The sequence below is a fragment of the Maribacter sp. MMG018 genome (assembly GCF_018100785.1).
GTDB lineage: Bacteria > Bacteroidota > Bacteroidia > Flavobacteriales > Flavobacteriaceae > Maribacter.
Genome location: NZ_JAGJEC010000002.1, coordinates 826,058 through 841,319, shown reverse-complemented (window position 1 = coordinate 841,319; position 15,262 = coordinate 826,058). Strand labels below are relative to the sequence as shown.

Here is a 15,262-nt window from a genome sequence, read left to right as displayed (position 1 = left end):
TCACAGCAATATTATTTAATGTAAAGACCCTTGGTTAGCGTGTGAATATGGCCATTAAACAATGGCTTGATTCTGTAAATAGTTGAATTAAAATGGGATTCCTTACAGCAATAGACCGAAACTTGGCTTTATTTCCATTGTAAAGCTATGTCCCGTGATTCTTTTGTGATTATTCTGTATGAAAAGTTTACTGTTTTGTGACCCTTCTGCAACTTGCTCTGTGTTAGTTTGTTCCATAACTAAAAAACAATAGATATGAAAAAATTAAACTTTAAGTATGCGATGATTCTGGTATCGGTATTGTTGATTTCATCATGTAGTGTAAACGATGATGCCGATATACCGCAAAACTCATTTATTTCATTGAATATAGATGGATTAGAGGATTTAGGCGCAGATTTTCTTTATGAAGGATGGATAATCGTTGATGGCGCACCGGTAAGTACAGGAACTTTTTCTGTAAACTCAAATGGAGATCTTTCGCAAACCTCCTTTGAGTTGGATGCTACGACTTTGGCCAGTGCCACGAGTTTTGTACTTTCAATTGAACCAAATCCGGATCCTTCGACCGCCCCAGCGGACACAAAACTGTTCATAGGTGATTTTAATGGTGCTTCAGCTATATTGGGTACTGGTACAGTAGCCCCTTCATTTGATACGGTCGAAGGCAAATTCATTGTTGCCGCACCAACAGGTACTGGGGCCGAGGAGGAAAAATACAGCGGACTATGGTTTTTGGACAATAGCAGCGGAAGTGCTGTTAATGGATTGGAACTACCAGCCCTTGAACCAGGATGGAAATATGAAGGATGGGTGGTTATGGACGGTATTCCGGTTACAACGGGTACTTTTACGTCTGTCTCCGAAAGTGATGAAACGAGTCCGTTCAGCGGAACAAACCCTGGCCCTCCGTTCCCAGGTGAAGACTTTTTGGTAAATGCCCCCGACGGACTAATGTTCCCTACCGATATAAGGGGTAAAATAGCAGTAGTAAGCGTAGAACCTTATCCTGATAACAGTGCCGCCCCGTTTGTATTAAAACCACTGGCCGGCATGATTCCAGCAGATGCGATGGGCGTACAAGAAATAGGAAGTAATGTATCCGGCAGTTTCCCAACGGGCACGGTCACAAGATAAATTTTCACATTAATAAAAAACCTCCCTATAAAAGGGAGGTTTTTTAAAAAGAACAGTCTTTTATTAATTCCAGTTGTCTACATGCTGGTTCATTTCATCAAAAGTGTAGGTTCCTACAATTTCTCTTCTATAGCTAAACGTTAAAAAGGTAAGTACCAATAATAATATATATAGAAGCAGAATAAGTATGCCTATAGGTAAAAAAGTTGCAGGAATAAGGTGGTTGTCATACTGACCGTAAGAAAACAAGGTTGTTACCGTTTCTATTAGTTTATAGATATACACCAAACTTATAAAATACAGCACATATTCTAAGTTTCGCATGGGAGGGTCGCTCAATTCATCTTCCTTGATCTTAAACCACATAACATACAAAAAAAGTAGATGCCCTAGAGCGAGTAAAGGAAATATATAGTTGCCTATTTTAAAAAAATAAAACTTATTGGTGTAAAGGCCATAGAAATTAAAAACGGTCAATAACAGTATAACTATTAATGATGTTATCAGGGTTCGTTTCCATGGAAAAATACCTTTAATAAATTTCATAATATTTGGTTTCGGGTTCATTTAGAGTCAAAAAATAGTACTAAAAATGCGCATAGATTTTTTTTGCCCTAAAAATTCGATAAAAGGCCAACTCTATCTATAAAATTGATAATTTACCTATGTAACATCCTCTTTTTCTGGCCTTTCTACGTGAGCCATTTTTTATGTATAGAAGAGTTTGCGAAGAACAATAATAAAATACCCACGATAATTATTATTACAGGAAAAATTACTGCACTGGCACCATATACATCCATAGTATCACTTAAAAGAAGTGAGTATCCGAACTGTGCCAAAACCCCTATCAAAGAAATAATAAAAATGGGTTTTGCCCATTTTTTTCTCAACAAAAGAAATATGCACCCCAAGGTTCCGCCCCAAACTGCTATTGCAAAAGCTGCGGTGACCCATGAGGGTTGTGTTTCGATAAGTTGTCGTTCTGCCTCTCTAAGTAGGGCAAGGTCATCATCGGTCATAAATGCTTGCCCCAAATAGGAAATTACGCCGATAAGGTTCCATAATAATGCTAGAATACTTACGATCCAAAACCACATAGGTGGTTTTACTTTAGTTTCTGTGTTCATAATGTATTGGTTTAAATGTTTGGTTTAGATTAGTAATTGTTATTTTACGAGAAAGATAAACTGGTTTATTATATCTTATTAAACTTTAATAAGTTACAGAAAATATTAGATTTCACCATGAGACGCTCTAGATTTTATTACTTGGTACGCATACAATATTTGGGCTTTAGGTACAGTGGATGGCAACAGCAACCGGATCGGTTGACCATAGAGGGAATGTTGGTCAAAACCTTGAAATTTATTCTAAAGGATACCAAGTTTAAACTGTTGGGGGCTGGGCGTACAGATGCCAAAGTTTCTGCACTAGATGGAGTTTTTGAACTTTTTGTAGAAGAAAAAGAACTCACGGATTTGAATGGGTTTTTATTACTTTTCAACAAAAATCTACCCCAAGATATTAAGGTTACCGAAATAACCCCGACCACTGCCGATTTTAATATAATTCAACACAGTAAATCAAAAGAATACGTTTATCTATTTTCATATGGCGAAAAAAACCATCCCTTTTGTGCACCGTACCTGACCAATGTAATGGAAGAGTTGGATATTGAATTAATGATCAATGCGGCCAAATTATATGAAGGCACTCATGATTTTTCATCGTATACCGCTAGATTACGACCGAATGCCAAAGTGGTCAGAACAATAGATTTTTGTGGAATTGGCCCAAATACACTGATCAAGGCCAGTTTTTTTCCGAATACAAGCTATGCGTTAACCGTAAGGGGGCAAGGTTTTATGAGGTATCAAATACGGATGATCATGGGGGCCCTGTTACAAGTAGGAATGGGAAATTTATGTATAGAGGATATCAAGGCATCATTAATACCTGAAAATAATATTAAAATGACAACCATTGCTCCCGGATCAGGATTGTTGTTAAATGAAGTGAATTTCGGGTAAGGTTTTATTTATCTTAAAAAAAACGCAAGCAAATATGGCCGCAAGGAGGAAGGCAGTTGTACCAAAACAAAAGAAAAAAGTTTCTAGGGTCCATGGTAAAATGGGAACCGCTCCAGGAACGGTCAGTTATTTAGGAAGTAAGGAAAAAACGCAAAGTGTTGTCACCATTACCCAGTATAACGAAGACTCTTTTGAAACCAAAGAAACAACCAAACTAGAAGAAGTCTTAAAATATAGATCTGCGAAAAAGACGACCTGGATAAATGTAGTTGGTATCACCGACGAAAAGTTCATAGAAGGGCTCGGTAAGGGCTTCGGGTTAAACCCATTACTGTTGGAAGATGCCGTAAATACCGACCAAAGACCCAAAATAGATGAGTATGATGATTATATTTTTGGGGTCTTTAGAATGTTGTATTTAAATTCTGAAGACGAGATTGTACCCGAACATATGGCTTTTGTGCTTATGGAGAATACACTATTGGTTTTTCAAGAAGTAAAAGAGGATGTCTTTGATGGGGTAAGAAATAGGGTCATATCTCCGATGAGCAGAATTAGGGCTAGGGGGGCAGACTATCTGTTCTTTGCCCTTTTAGACGGAATCATAGATCATTATTTTTTGGTCTTGGAGCAAATAAACAATAGAATAGAAACTTTAGAAGACGAAGTTTATTTAAATCCGAAACCGGTCGTTGCCCAAAACATTCAACTTCTAAAAAAAGAGGTGATGAAGGTGAGAAGATGGATCTACCCTGTAAAAGAACTTATTAATAGATTAATAGATTCTGAAAGTCCATTGATAAAAAAGGACACTAAACTTTTTTTGAGGGATGCCTTGGACCATTCACTGGAAATTAACGAAAGCCTACAAATTTATAGGGAAATGAGCATGAGTCTTATGGAGATGTACATGAGCAACATGAGCAATAAGATGAACGAGGTAATGAAAGTACTGACCATTATGGCTTCGATATTTATTCCTTTAACGTTTATTGCCGGTGTATATGGTATGAATTTTGAAAATATGCCAGAACTACACTATAAATATGGATATATCTCCGTTTGGGCAGTAATGGTCGTAATTTCTATCGGATTGCTTATTTATTTCAAAAAGAAAGATTGGTTATAACATGTTTCTATCTTAAAACATGAAATCGAAATCTTTTTTTGAAAGAGCAATTATTATATAAAACTCCAATAAAAAAGGAGCTTTGTTCTAGCTCCTTTTTTTTTACTAAATATTTTACACTAGTATCATTCGAATAGGTCTGAAGACAAATAACGATCTCCTCGGTCGCAAACGATAGAGACGATTACGCCCTCATCCAGTTGTTCGGCAAGCCTTAATGCAACCGTAGCGGCACCACCAGAACTCATGCCCGAAAAGATACCCTCTTCTTTTGCAAGTCTTTTGGCCATTGCCTTTGCTTCTTCTGTACTAACTTCCATAATAGTATCTACCTTGTTGGGGTCGAATATTTTTGGTAGATACTCTTGAGGCCATTTACGTATACCGGGTATTTTTGAATTATCGGTAGGCTGTACTCCAACAATGTTTATGCCTTTATTCTGTTCTTTTAAAAAGGTAGATGTGCCCATAATCGTACCTGTAGTACCCATGGCAGAAACAAAATGGGTTACCGATCCTTCCGTATCTTTCCAGATCTCGGGGCCTGTAGTTTGGTAGTGTGCTTTCCAATTGTCATCATTTGCAAATTGGTTGAGCATTACAAACCCTTCGTTTTTAACTTTATTTTCTGCATAGTCGCGAGCTCCTTCAATACCTACATCAGAAGGGGTAAGCGTTACCTTGGCTCCGTAGGCACGCATGGTTTGTACTCTTTCTTTTGTAGAATTTTCCGGCATTACCAATTCTATATCAAGATTGTAAAAGCCTGCGATCATTGCCAAGGCTATGCCCGTATTGCCGCTGGTGGCCTCTATTAATTTATCCGATGGTTTAAAACGACCTGTAGCCAGTCCGTTTTTGATCATGTTATAAGCGGCACGGTCCTTTACGCTACCACCTGGGTTATGACCTTCCATCTTAAAAAACAATTTCACATTAGGGTTGGTGTTCAAAACCCTAGATTCCACCAAGGGCGTATTTCCTATAAGATCTATAATATTCTTAGACATCTGTCTGTGTTTTTATTTTAATTTCAGGAGAATGATATACAGTAGAATTAGGAGGCACAGAGGCCGTCAGCCATGAGTTGCCCCCTATAATACTATTGGCGCCAATAACAGTTTTACCTCCTAGAATGGTAGCATTGGCATATATGGTTACATTATCCTCTATTGTCGGGTGTCTTTTTGTTTGCTGCAAATGTTTTGCTACATATAAACCACCTAATGTTACTCCCTGGTAAATTTTTACATGGTTTTTAATAATGGCCGTCTCTCCTATAACAACCCCTGTACCATGGTCTATATGAAAGTAATTACCAATTTGGGCCCCAGGGTTTATATCCACTCCCGTTTGGCGATGTGCATACTCTGTCATTAACCTTGGCACCAAAGGGAAACCTATTTTGTATAGTTCATGGGCAAGCCTGTATATGGCAATGGCATAAAAACCGGGGTAAGCCATATATACTTCTTCTATAGAAAGGGATGCCGGATCACAATTTACCGTTGCCTCTGCATCCATATTCAAATTCTCTAATATCGTGGGTAATTTTTGCACGTAATTGGTCCAAACCTTTTTGCACGGCTTTTCACTTTGCCAACAGGCAAGGTCCACTAAACTATCAAATTGTTCCTCTAGTTTCTCTAAATTTTGTTGTACCGGAGTTTCAATATCGAACAGTGTATAGAACAATAAATTTGTAAAAACTTCAACCTCTTCCTTTAATCGATATCTAAGGTTAGGTTGTTTTTTATGAATGTTAATCTTATCAACAATGGACTGATGGTTCATTCTCTTCGTTTATATTTCAAAATTAACCATTAATTTAAAAGTGCTTTCTTGCAAATGGTTAACTTTAGCTTAAAATCACAACGCTTAGGTCGTATGTTATATCCTATAATTACCAAAGAAACCCTAGAATTTTTAAATGAGTTAAAAAAGAATAACAATAGAGAATGGTTCGCTGACCACAAAAAACGGTTTACGACCCACCAAAACGAATCAAAGGAATTCTTTAAAGGTATTCTGGGACAATTAGAAACCCATGATGATATAGAAAAAATGAAAGTGTTCCGTATTTATAGGGATGTACGTTTTTCTAAGGACAAAACTCCTTATAAATATAATTTTTCGGCTTCTTATGCACGATCCGGCGCACAGCGAAGGGGAGGCTACTATGTACATATACAACCAGGAGGTAGTTTTATAGCAACAGGCTTCTGGAAGCCTGAAAAAGAAGATCTTTTTCGTATTCGTAAAGAATGGGAAATAGATGCCTCTGAGCTACGGGAACTAATGGACGATAAAAAATTTAAGTCGGTCTGGGGCACATTGGCGGGAGAAGAATTGAAAACAGCTCCCAAAGGATTTGACAAAGAACACCCGAATATCGACTTGATCAGAAATAAACAATTCATTTTTGTCAAGAAATTCACGGATAAAGAAGTCCTAAGTCCTACTTTTTCAGCGAAAATATCGGAAGCCTTTAAGGTTATTCGACCTTACTTTGATCTTATGAGCCAAATACTTACCACCAATCTAAATGGTGAATCGTTGTTAGACTAAGACAGCGGCCTGATCAAAATATTGAATTTGATCCTGTAGTCTTTTAATGACCATATTCATCATTCTCTTATTAAGGGAAGAGGAATTTTTTATATAAGATTCATATTCCTCCAAAGTAAATTGCCCTATGATGATACCCTTTAAGGAGTTTCTATATTTTATATCTTTTTGTATAGCGTTCGTAATATAGTTTAGCCTGTTTTCTATATCTAGGTTATAAAAGTAGTTTTTACCCTTAACGATATAATTTTGAAAGGAAGCAAGAAGCAAATCGTTCTGTAATTTTAAAATGGGCCGCAAGGTTTCGTTCTGAAAACGTTCGTCAGAACTCATATTAGGAAGAATTTTCGCGGAAGAAACGTCAGGACGAATTTGAACCAACTTTTGAGATCTGTCGTTCATTTTAATCTTGTTTTCTATAAAGATATACTATAAAATCCCTTTACTTTTCAATAAAAATATTAGTTTTTAACGGTGTTATAAACAAATAGAAATTCCGTGGCACTTCATAAAGTTTAGCTATTTTTAGATAATTTTTACACCAAAATATGAAGTTTGGAAAGGTAGAGAGACCGGAACTTATTGATTTTTCATTGCCTAACGATCATAAGGAGACCAAAATGGTTCTTGATAAAATAAAGTCCGATGCGCCCTTAAGGGTTCATGTGGGCTGTGCCAAGTGGAACAAACAAGACCTTAAAAACTTTTATCCCAAAGGTACTCGAGATGAATTGAGATACTATTCAACACAGTTTAATTGTATAGAGCTGAATGCAACTTTCTATCGTATTTTTCCGGTTGAAACGTATCAAAAATGGAGAGAGAAAACTCCGGACAATTTTACGTTCTTTCCAAAAATTGTTCAAAATGTGAGTCATTTAAGAAGGTTGAACGACCAAGCATATCCTATTTTGGAGTCTTACTTGACGGTTACCTCTAATTTAGAACACAAATTGGGAACCATTTTTTTACAGATGCACAATAATTTTAGTCCTAAAGATTGGGACAGGGTAGTAAGATTTATAGAAAATTGGCCCAAAGAGTTTCGTTTGGCCATAGAATTTAGACATACAGATTGGTTCAACGACACTGTTGTTGCCGAAGAGCTCTACCATTTATTGGAAGAGAACAATGTTACCAACATTTTGGTGGATACTGCTGGCAGAAGAGATATAATGCACATGCGTTTAACAAATAATGAAGCCTTTATAAGGTTTGTCGGCGCCAATCATAAAAGCGATTATGAAAGGTTGGACGATTGGGTAGAAAAACTAAGTCAATGGAAAGAAAATGGGCTAACGAACATTAATTTTTTTGTGCACCAGAATATGGAGGTCGAGTCACCTTTATTGGCTAGCTATCTCATAAAGAAACTAAACCATAGGTTTATTTGTAATTTAACTGTTCCAACTACGTTAACGGCACCACCTTCTTTATTCTAATTAAGATGTAAGTGTCTTATTTTCAGTGTTTTTTAAACAAATGTTAATGAACTCAAAAACATGGTACGTAAACTTTGATTATGTGATTTTTTGAGCTCATAATTTATCAAATGTACATTACCGGTATATTAGATTTTAGATGTTCACAATTCTGCATGTTAAAACGAATATGAGTAGGGTAGGGTTGGTGTTTTCGTTTTAATTTTGGACCATAAATTTTTGCAATATGAGATTTCACACAAGAAAATTAGTAAAACCAGAAGATTTAAATTCTAACGGAACTTTATTTGGAGGAAAAGTATTGGCTTGGATAGATGAAGAAGCCGCCCTATATAGTATTATTCAGTTAGAAAACAGTAAAATAGTAACCAAATTTATGTCCGAAATCAATTTCATGAGTGCCGCGGTACAAGGCGATATTGTTGAAATTGGTATTCAGGTAGTTAAATTCGGAAAAACTTCTTTGACCTTAAATTGTGAGGTAAGAAATAAAATGAACCATGAAACCATTGTAACCGTTGACAATATTATTATGGTCAACCTTGGGGAAAACGGTAAACCGGCACCACACGGAAAAACTAAAGTCGAGTTCGTTAAGGATCGTTTGGCCGCAGCCAGCGAAAAGTAAAACTTAAATAAGAGAAGTTAAGAAAGGGTTTCGGCCACTTTCTGAACTTCATCCAATACCCGAAGGAGGTTACCGCCCCATAACTTGGCGATATCTTCTTCGGAGTATCCACGCTTAACCAATTCCAACGTAACGTTAAAGGTTTCAGAGGCATCTGACCAACCGCTTATTCCACCACCACCATCAAAATCAGAACTTATGCCCACGTGGTCTATACCTATCAGGTTTACCATGTAGTCTATATGGTCCACAAAATCGGAAACATTCACGGGCTCTGGGGCATCTGTTCTACTTGATACCAACTGTTCACCTATCTCCTTTATTTTAGGGTAATTTTCCATAAATGTTTTTCTTTGGACATCGGTCAGCGTCTTAAACTGAGAACGCTCAAACCACTCCACACCCAAAGAATCGGCCACCTCTTTGTAAACTTCTTTCATGTAAGCTGCTCGTGCTTCATGTTTTTTAGTGTTCAAATAAGAACTAAAAGCCACGGTTTGCACAACCCCACCGTTTTCTTTCATCAGTTTTAATTGCTCATCGGTCAGGTTTCTACTGTGGTCACATAAAGCCCTGGCCGAAGAATGAGATGCAATTATCGGAGCTTTCGATAATGCTATCATTTGTTTCATAGCTTCTTCGGAAGGATGTGAAACATCGATCATAATTCCGAGTCGGTTCATTTCCGCTACAGCCTTTTTTCCGAGTTCACTTAAACCGTTGTGAAGCCATACGGAGTCTTTTTCACCCGTGTTGGAGTCACTGAATTGACTATGGCCATTGTGGGCCAATGAAATATATCTTGCCCCAAGATTGTAATAATTTTCAAATTCGGCCAAATCCTCACCCATGGGATAAGCATTTTCAACACCGATCATCGCAACTTTTTTACCCGATGCGCTTATACTTTTTACATCAGCTGAAGTAAGGGCCAATTCTATCTCATCTGGTGCTATCTCTTCACATAATTTATGAATGGCCTCAAATTTGGCCATAGCATTCTCTCTTCCTTTCGCATAACCTTCCGCCGTTAAAGTATCTTGCCCGGTATAAACGATCAACCAAGTGACATCTAAACCGCCTTCCTTCATTTTAGGAAGATTTATCTGCGTATTTAACCGTTGGGTGTAGTTAATACTATCCGTAAAATTGGCAACATTGATATCGTTATGGGTGTCTATGGTTATTATACTATCATGTATTTGTCTGGCCATTTCCTCCATACTCTCTTTTGGAGTTACCTCTTTTTGTTTACACGCAAATAATGTTAAAATGCTAAATAAATAAACGACTTGTTTCATGGTGGTTGGATTTATACCTACAAATAAAGCCAATTCACAACAAAAAAGGAAGCCTAGGGAACATTTAATTGCCGTAAGGGTAGGAAAGGAGGACTTTTAAATTATCATTCATATTTAAATACGCTTTATAAAGTTATCCTTAACCAATTTCTATTTTGAAAACACAAGATATACTTAGTCAAGTAAATAATTTAGAGTCTAACCTGACCCACTTCGCGTTCGAATCGTTGAGCACAGAAGAAGCGGCGGCGCTAAAGGCTTCTTTTTCCGATTTTAAAAGTAAATTGGAGAACAAAATATTTGACAATAGAACCGTGGTTGAGAAGAAACCCGAAGCTAAACCATTGTCTATTATCAAAAAACAAGAGGATGTTGGTAATGACAAGAACTTTATTGCGCATGTAAGCCATGAAATTAGAACACCCCTTAACGGAATCATCGGTTTTACCAATCTACTGAGGGAAGAAAAACTTACTTCTGGACAACAGAAAAAAGTAGAAGCCATACACTCTGCCTCACAGAACCTCTTGGAGATTATAAACGAGGTCTTGGAATATTCTAAGCTTACATCTGGGATCGGTGATTTTAATATCATTGATTTCAATTTTCACGGGTTGATCAATGATGTCGTTTTTCTATGCCAAACGTTGATCTTGGAAAAAAACGTGGATCTAATATTGGAAGTGGACAAAAAGATTCCCACAACGTTGGTCGGTGACCCTTCTAAACTTTCACAGATCTTATTGAACCTTTTGGGTAATTCCGTAAAATTCGTTGAAAAGGGATACATTAAACTAAAGGTTGAAGTACTCGAGCAAAGTAAAGCCAATTACGTGCTGCTATTCAATATAGAAGATACCGGTATAGGTATTTCAGAAGAACAATTGGCAAATATCTTTCAGAGCTTTAAACAGGCCGATAGAAATACATATTACAAATATGGAGGTACCGGTCTAGGACTAAGTATTGTAAAAGAACTAGTAGAGAAACAAGGGGGCAACATAAATGTTAACAGTAAACTAGGCGAAGGCACTTCATTTAAATTCACCATTCCGTTTGCTAAAGGAAATTTTAAAAACATACCTAAGACACACCGCTACAATATTAATGTAAAGAAGGGCAAAGAGCTTTTGAACGGTACCAATATATTGGTTTTTGAAGATAACCAGATGAACCAACATTTGATCAAAGAACAATTAAAACGATGGGGCTGTAAGGTATTTGTTACGTCAGAAGCCGATAATGGCATAGGAATTCTAAAGACACAATCGGTAGATTTAATATTAATGGACCTAAAGATGCCCAATATGAGCGGATTTGAGGTTTCACAAAAAATCAGGTCCGACAAAACTATTGATCAAGTACCCATAATTGCAATTAGTGCAGATTTTACAGCACAAGATGAGGAAAACTGCATCTCGTCCGGAATTAACGACTTTCTATTAAAACCATATACTTTGAACGAATTACTTGTAAAAATGCTGAAAGGGAAAAACGAGAGGTCTCTTTCAAAGGACAGCATTGCATTATTGAAAAAAGAACCCATTACCAAGTCAGAAAACACATTGGACCTTAGTAAGGTACTAAAGGATTGTTGTGGAGAAATTAGTGTACTAGAGGAATTGATCAGGCTTTTTAAACAAAATGTTTACGAGTTTATCGGTACGGTCAAAATCGGTTTAAGTCATAACAATTTAGAGGAAATAGGGTTGTCCGCACATAAATTGAAAGCTGGGCTTGCCATGCTAAGGTTAAACGACCTTACCCAAATGATGGTGGATATGCAAGAAAACTGTAAAAAAGACAATAAGGAAGAGGTTGCTAATCTCTTCGACAATTTTCTTAAAAACTATCCTCGTAGTGAAAAATTGATCAATAGCGCACTAGAGGATATCAAAAGCAGATGAGCATAACCAAGCCGTATTTTAGACGGATTATAGGTGTATATAATAACCATATGTTTAAGGCGAAAGGGCTAATATCGATAAAACACAGGTAATATCGACGAACGGAAACCCCTCGAAACCCTGTTAAAACCTAAGGTTTTACACTTTTTACACGTTCACCTATAACAATCATATTTTTTACAACATATTTTGACAGCTACACCACAATTTATTGTGTCTATAGCATTACATCGTTACATTTATCTTGTATTTAATTAGTGATTAACCCAGATCGATTATTAAAATAAATTAACCATATGCTTTACGATACCTACGGCGAAGAGTACTTAGTGTTCCTTCAAGATTTAAACGAAATTTTAAGCTTAAACGAATTATCGGAACTAGACTATATGTAGCCTAGCCTGGTAGTAAACCTTTAAAAAATTAGATCATGGCACATCAAAATCAAGAAAATACCTCTTATCAGAATTTCATTCAGGATTTGAATAACATTCTTGTTGATTTCAATATCAACAAACTATCTCATTCATAATTTTAGTGTTCATTATTGAAAAAGCGCCCCTATTAAAAAATAGGGGCGCTTTTTTATGAGGCTTTTAGTCTAGGAGATTATCCTAAATAAGTCTTTAATAATTTGCTTCTGGAATTGTGGCGAAGTTTACGTATTGCTTTTTCACGAATTTGTCTTACTCTTTCCCTGGTAAGATCAAAAGTATGTCCGATCTCTGCCAAGGTCATAGATTGCTGATCACCTATTCCGTAATATAATTTAACTACATCCGCCTCTCTGGGAGACAATGTTTCCAACGCCCTGTTTATTTCAGTGTTCAATGATTGTTGCAACAAATGGTTATCCGGTTTTGGAGATTCCCCAGACCGTAACACATCATATAAATTAGAGTCTTCACCTTCACGAAGCGGTGCATCCATAGATACATGTCTGCCCGAGTTTTTTAATGACTGTTTTACCTCACTTACGGTCATTTCCAACTCTTTGGCAATTTCTTCGGCAGAAGGCGGACGCTCATGTGTTTGTTCTAGATAAGAAAAAGTCTTTTTTATTTTGTTGATAGATCCAATTTTGTTCAAAGGAAGTCTTACCACCCTGGACTGTTCGGCCAAAGCCTGTAAAATCGATTGTCTGATCCACCAAACGGCATATGATATAAATTTAAAACCACGCGTTTCATCAAAACGCTTGGCCGCTTTTACCAATCCTAAATTTCCTTCATTTATTAAATCGGGTAATTTTAATCCCTGATTTTGATATTGTTTAGCTACAGAAACAACAAACCTTAAGTTTGCAGTTGTCAATTTTTCCAAAGCAACTTGATCACCTTCGCGGATTCTTTGGGCCAGTTCAACTTCTTCGTTCGCCGTTATTAAGTCTATTTTGCTGATATCTTGCAAGTATTTGTCCAAAGATTTTGATTCCCTATTGGTTACCTGCTTGATAATCTTTAGTTGCCTCATATATAATTTTGTGTTTAGTTATTGTACAAGTTTACATTATACATTTTTATTATGTCTTTTCCAAAGAGAAACACATAATGTTTTACAAAAATTATAACCTATTGTATAATATTTCAACCTTTTAGGCTATTGGAGTTTCATGGCTTATTTTTGACACAATCGTTATTAATATGAGCAAAAGAGCACTCAAATCATACTTGTCGGAATTAGGAAAATCGGAATTGCAAGAACAAATTATAGAACTATACGACAAATTTCCGGCAGTAAAAACGTATTACGACTTTGCCTTCAATCCAAAAGAGGATAAGCTGGTACAGGAGGCCAAGACGAAAATTTCCAATGAGTATTTTCCGTTGAAACGAAAAAGGCCTAAAGCCAGGCGTTCGGTGGCCCAGAAATACATCAAACATTTTATAAAGTTAGGGGTAGACCCATATTTGGTGGCCGATGTTATGCTATATAATCTAGAAATTGCCCAGGCCTTCGCCTCCGAACGCAATGTACCCGATGCTTTCTACAAAAGCATGTTGAACTCTTTTGTGGAGATGACCACCTTTATATCGCAAAACAATTTGTTGTCGGAGTATAAAGAGCGGTTACTAAAGATTTATGACCGAACACAATCCGATAATTGGCTATATATGGAAGATTTTTCCAGAGCTTTGGATATATTGGATTAATACGATGAAAGTATGGCAATAGTTATTATACGACAAGATGATAAAATAGATGTGTGGAAACAAGCACTTTTGAGTAAGGCTCCAAATCTAAAAGTGTTCAGTTATTTGGAGGAACACCCAAAAGAGGAAATTACCATGGCCCTAATATGGAAACATCCAAAAGGGAGCTTGGGAAAATATCCTAATTTAAAGTGTATCGCTTCTGCCGGTGCCGGGGTGGATTATATTTTTGAGGATCAAGAGGCCCCTCAAAATGTTCCCATTACACGTGTGGTAGACCCTTTTTTGGCAAGTGACATGTCTGAACATGTATTGGCCGTTATACTTGCGGAAATAAAGAATTTTAACGCGTATAAGATTCAGCAAGTATCCAGAGAATGGAACCCTAAGAATTATAAACGTATAAAAGATGTAAGAGTAGGCATTATGGGGCTAGGGGAGTTGGGTTCACTAACGGCCTTGGATTTGGAAAAAGTTGGGTTCTCTGTACAAGGCTGGTCAAAAACAAAAAAGAACTTAAAAAATGTAAGCACCTTTTCTGGAAAAGAAGGGTTGAAACCTTTTTTAAATACTTCTCAAATACTGGTATGTTTATTACCCTTAACACCAGAAACCGAAGGTATTTTAAACAAAGATCTTTTTCTGCAATTGCCCAAGGGAGCCTATGTAATAAATGTGGCCAGAGGCGGGCATATGGTAGATAACGATTTAATAGAAGCTTTGGACAAAAATCTGTTATCCGGTGCCTGTTTAGATGTATACCACCAAGAACCTTTACCAAAAGAGCATCCTTTTTGGAGGCATCCAAAAATATTCATGACACCTCATTATGCCAGTGTTTCCGATACAACTTCTGTAGTACCACAAATTTTAGAAAACTATCGGAGGCTTCAAAAGGGAGAAGGTCTGTTAAATCAAGTGGACCGTAAAAAAAGATATTGATATTTTCATCTTTTGATTCAAT

General features: G+C 36.8%; 16 protein-coding genes. 9 read left to right on the top strand and 7 right to left on the bottom strand.

What is annotated here, in order from left to right:
* The first annotated feature begins 255 nt into the window (after nt 1-255).
* A complete protein-coding gene (locus tag J8L85_RS12015) occupies nt 256-1,137 on the top strand; it encodes an anti-sigma factor (protein ID WP_211017547.1) in 882 nt (293 codons plus the stop codon).
* Between the two features lie 63 nt (nt 1,138-1,200).
* On the opposite strand, the gene J8L85_RS12010 is transcribed toward J8L85_RS12015, so the two are convergent.
* Together J8L85_RS12010 and J8L85_RS12005 are read right to left on the bottom strand one after the other, a co-directional pair.
* A complete protein-coding gene (locus J8L85_RS12010) occupies nt 1,201-1,683 on the bottom strand; it encodes a hypothetical protein (RefSeq protein WP_211017545.1) in 483 nt (160 codons plus the stop codon).
* Between the two features lie 146 nt (nt 1,684-1,829).
* Nucleotides 1,830-2,267 carry a hypothetical protein gene (locus J8L85_RS12005; RefSeq protein WP_211017543.1) on the bottom strand — a complete coding sequence of 146 codons (438 nt, stop codon included), beginning with the start codon at nt 2,265-2,267 and terminating at the stop codon, nt 1,830-1,832.
* A 117-nt stretch (nt 2,268-2,384) separates the two neighbouring features.
* On the opposite strand from J8L85_RS12005, the gene J8L85_RS12000 reads away from it, so the two are divergent.
* Together J8L85_RS12000 and corA are read left to right on the top strand one after the other, a co-directional pair.
* On the top strand, nt 2,385-3,170 hold the full coding sequence (locus J8L85_RS12000) for a tRNA pseudouridine(38-40) synthase TruA (RefSeq protein WP_211017541.1): 786 nt from the start codon (nt 2,385-2,387) through the stop codon (nt 3,168-3,170).
* 34 nt (nt 3,171-3,204) lie between these two features.
* Nucleotides 3,205-4,299, top strand: coding sequence for a magnesium/cobalt transporter CorA (gene corA / locus J8L85_RS11995; protein ID WP_211017539.1), 1,095 nt, complete (start codon nt 3,205-3,207; stop codon nt 4,297-4,299).
* A 125-nt stretch (nt 4,300-4,424) separates the two neighbouring features.
* Here corA and cysM read toward each other — a convergent pair whose 3' ends face one another.
* Nucleotides 4,425-5,309, bottom strand: coding sequence for a cysteine synthase CysM (cysM, locus tag J8L85_RS11990; protein ID WP_211017536.1), 885 nt, complete (start codon nt 5,307-5,309; stop codon nt 4,425-4,427).
* Complete coding sequence (gene epsC, locus J8L85_RS11985) at nt 5,302-6,093, bottom strand: serine O-acetyltransferase EpsC (RefSeq protein ID WP_211017534.1); 792 nt, start codon at nt 6,091-6,093, stop codon at nt 5,302-5,304. Before epsC ends, cysM begins: the two co-directional genes overlap by 8 nt.
* 93 nt (nt 6,094-6,186) lie before the next feature.
* Between epsC and J8L85_RS11980 the strand changes: the two genes are divergently transcribed.
* Nucleotides 6,187-6,867, top strand: coding sequence for a DUF2461 domain-containing protein (locus tag J8L85_RS11980; protein ID WP_211018284.1), 681 nt, complete (start codon nt 6,187-6,189; stop codon nt 6,865-6,867).
* Here the strand turns inward: J8L85_RS11980 and J8L85_RS11975 are convergent.
* Nucleotides 6,859-7,269: a glyoxalase gene (locus J8L85_RS11975; protein ID WP_211017531.1), complete on the bottom strand. Its 411-nt coding sequence runs from the start codon at nt 7,267-7,269 to the stop codon at nt 6,859-6,861. The two genes, J8L85_RS11980 and J8L85_RS11975, sit on opposite strands and share 9 nt — an antisense overlap.
* 146 nt (nt 7,270-7,415) lie before the next feature.
* On the opposite strand from J8L85_RS11975, the gene J8L85_RS11970 reads away from it, so the two are divergent.
* Both J8L85_RS11970 and J8L85_RS11965 read left to right on the top strand, forming a co-directional pair.
* Complete coding sequence (locus J8L85_RS11970; RefSeq protein WP_211017530.1) at nt 7,416-8,309, top strand: DUF72 domain-containing protein; 894 nt, start codon at nt 7,416-7,418, stop codon at nt 8,307-8,309.
* A gap of 226 nt (nt 8,310-8,535) precedes the next feature.
* Complete coding sequence (locus J8L85_RS11965; protein WP_211017527.1) at nt 8,536-8,937, top strand: hotdog domain-containing protein; 402 nt, start codon at nt 8,536-8,538, stop codon at nt 8,935-8,937.
* A 17-nt stretch (nt 8,938-8,954) separates the two neighbouring features.
* Here J8L85_RS11965 and J8L85_RS11960 read toward each other — a convergent pair whose 3' ends face one another.
* The gene (locus J8L85_RS11960) at nt 8,955-10,238 is read right to left on the bottom strand and encodes a dipeptidase (protein WP_211017525.1); all 1,284 of its coding nucleotides are present in this window, start codon (nt 10,236-10,238) and stop codon (nt 8,955-8,957) included.
* Nucleotides 10,239-10,393: 155 nt separating this feature from the next.
* Here J8L85_RS11960 and J8L85_RS11955 point away from each other — a divergent pair, with 155 nt between their 5' ends.
* Entirely contained in the window at nt 10,394-12,145 is a 1,752-nt protein-coding gene (locus J8L85_RS11955) for an ATP-binding protein (protein ID WP_211017523.1), read from the top strand.
* Nucleotides 12,146-12,754: 609 nt separating this feature from the next.
* Here J8L85_RS11955 and J8L85_RS11950 read toward each other — a convergent pair.
* Nucleotides 12,755-13,618 (bottom strand): RNA polymerase sigma factor RpoD/SigA, encoded by an 864-nt coding sequence (locus J8L85_RS11950; RefSeq protein ID WP_047245362.1) that lies wholly within the window; start codon nt 13,616-13,618, stop codon nt 12,755-12,757.
* A gap of 170 nt (nt 13,619-13,788) precedes the next feature.
* Here J8L85_RS11950 and J8L85_RS11945 point away from each other — a divergent pair, with 170 nt between their 5' ends.
* A complete protein-coding gene (locus J8L85_RS11945) occupies nt 13,789-14,298 on the top strand; it encodes a DUF6155 family protein (RefSeq protein WP_211017521.1) in 510 nt (169 codons plus the stop codon).
* Between the two features lie 12 nt (nt 14,299-14,310).
* A complete protein-coding gene (locus tag J8L85_RS11940; RefSeq protein WP_211017520.1) occupies nt 14,311-15,240 on the top strand; it encodes a glyoxylate/hydroxypyruvate reductase A in 930 nt (309 codons plus the stop codon).
* Nucleotides 15,241-15,262: the final 22 nt, after the last annotated feature.

Coding starts and splice junctions, on each gene's coding strand:
- J8L85_RS12015 (WP_211017547.1), top strand. CDS start 256: ATGAAAAAATTAAACTTTAAGTATGCGATGATTCTGGTATCGGTATTG.
- J8L85_RS12010 (WP_211017545.1), bottom strand. CDS start 1,683: ATGAAATTTATTAAAGGTATTTTTCCATGGAAACGAACCCTGATAACA.
- J8L85_RS12005 (WP_211017543.1), bottom strand. CDS start 2,267: ATGAACACAGAAACTAAAGTAAAACCACCTATGTGGTTTTGGATCGTA.
- J8L85_RS12000 (WP_211017541.1), top strand. CDS start 2,385: ATGAGACGCTCTAGATTTTATTACTTGGTACGCATACAATATTTGGGC.
- corA (WP_211017539.1), top strand. CDS start 3,205: ATGGCCGCAAGGAGGAAGGCAGTTGTACCAAAACAAAAGAAAAAAGTT.
- cysM (WP_211017536.1), bottom strand. CDS start 5,309: ATGTCTAAGAATATTATAGATCTTATAGGAAATACGCCCTTGGTGGAA.
- epsC (WP_211017534.1), bottom strand. CDS start 6,093: ATGAACCATCAGTCCATTGTTGATAAGATTAACATTCATAAAAAACAA.
- J8L85_RS11980 (WP_211018284.1), top strand. CDS start 6,187: ATGTTATATCCTATAATTACCAAAGAAACCCTAGAATTTTTAAATGAG.
- J8L85_RS11975 (WP_211017531.1), bottom strand. CDS start 7,269: ATGAACGACAGATCTCAAAAGTTGGTTCAAATTCGTCCTGACGTTTCT.
- J8L85_RS11970 (WP_211017530.1), top strand. CDS start 7,416: ATGAAGTTTGGAAAGGTAGAGAGACCGGAACTTATTGATTTTTCATTG.
- J8L85_RS11965 (WP_211017527.1), top strand. CDS start 8,536: ATGAGATTTCACACAAGAAAATTAGTAAAACCAGAAGATTTAAATTCT.
- J8L85_RS11960 (WP_211017525.1), bottom strand. CDS start 10,238: ATGAAACAAGTCGTTTATTTATTTAGCATTTTAACATTATTTGCGTGT.
- J8L85_RS11950 (WP_047245362.1), bottom strand. CDS start 13,618: ATGAGGCAACTAAAGATTATCAAGCAGGTAACCAATAGGGAATCAAAA.
- J8L85_RS11945 (WP_211017521.1), top strand. CDS start 13,789: ATGAGCAAAAGAGCACTCAAATCATACTTGTCGGAATTAGGAAAATCG.
- J8L85_RS11940 (WP_211017520.1), top strand. CDS start 14,311: ATGGCAATAGTTATTATACGACAAGATGATAAAATAGATGTGTGGAAA.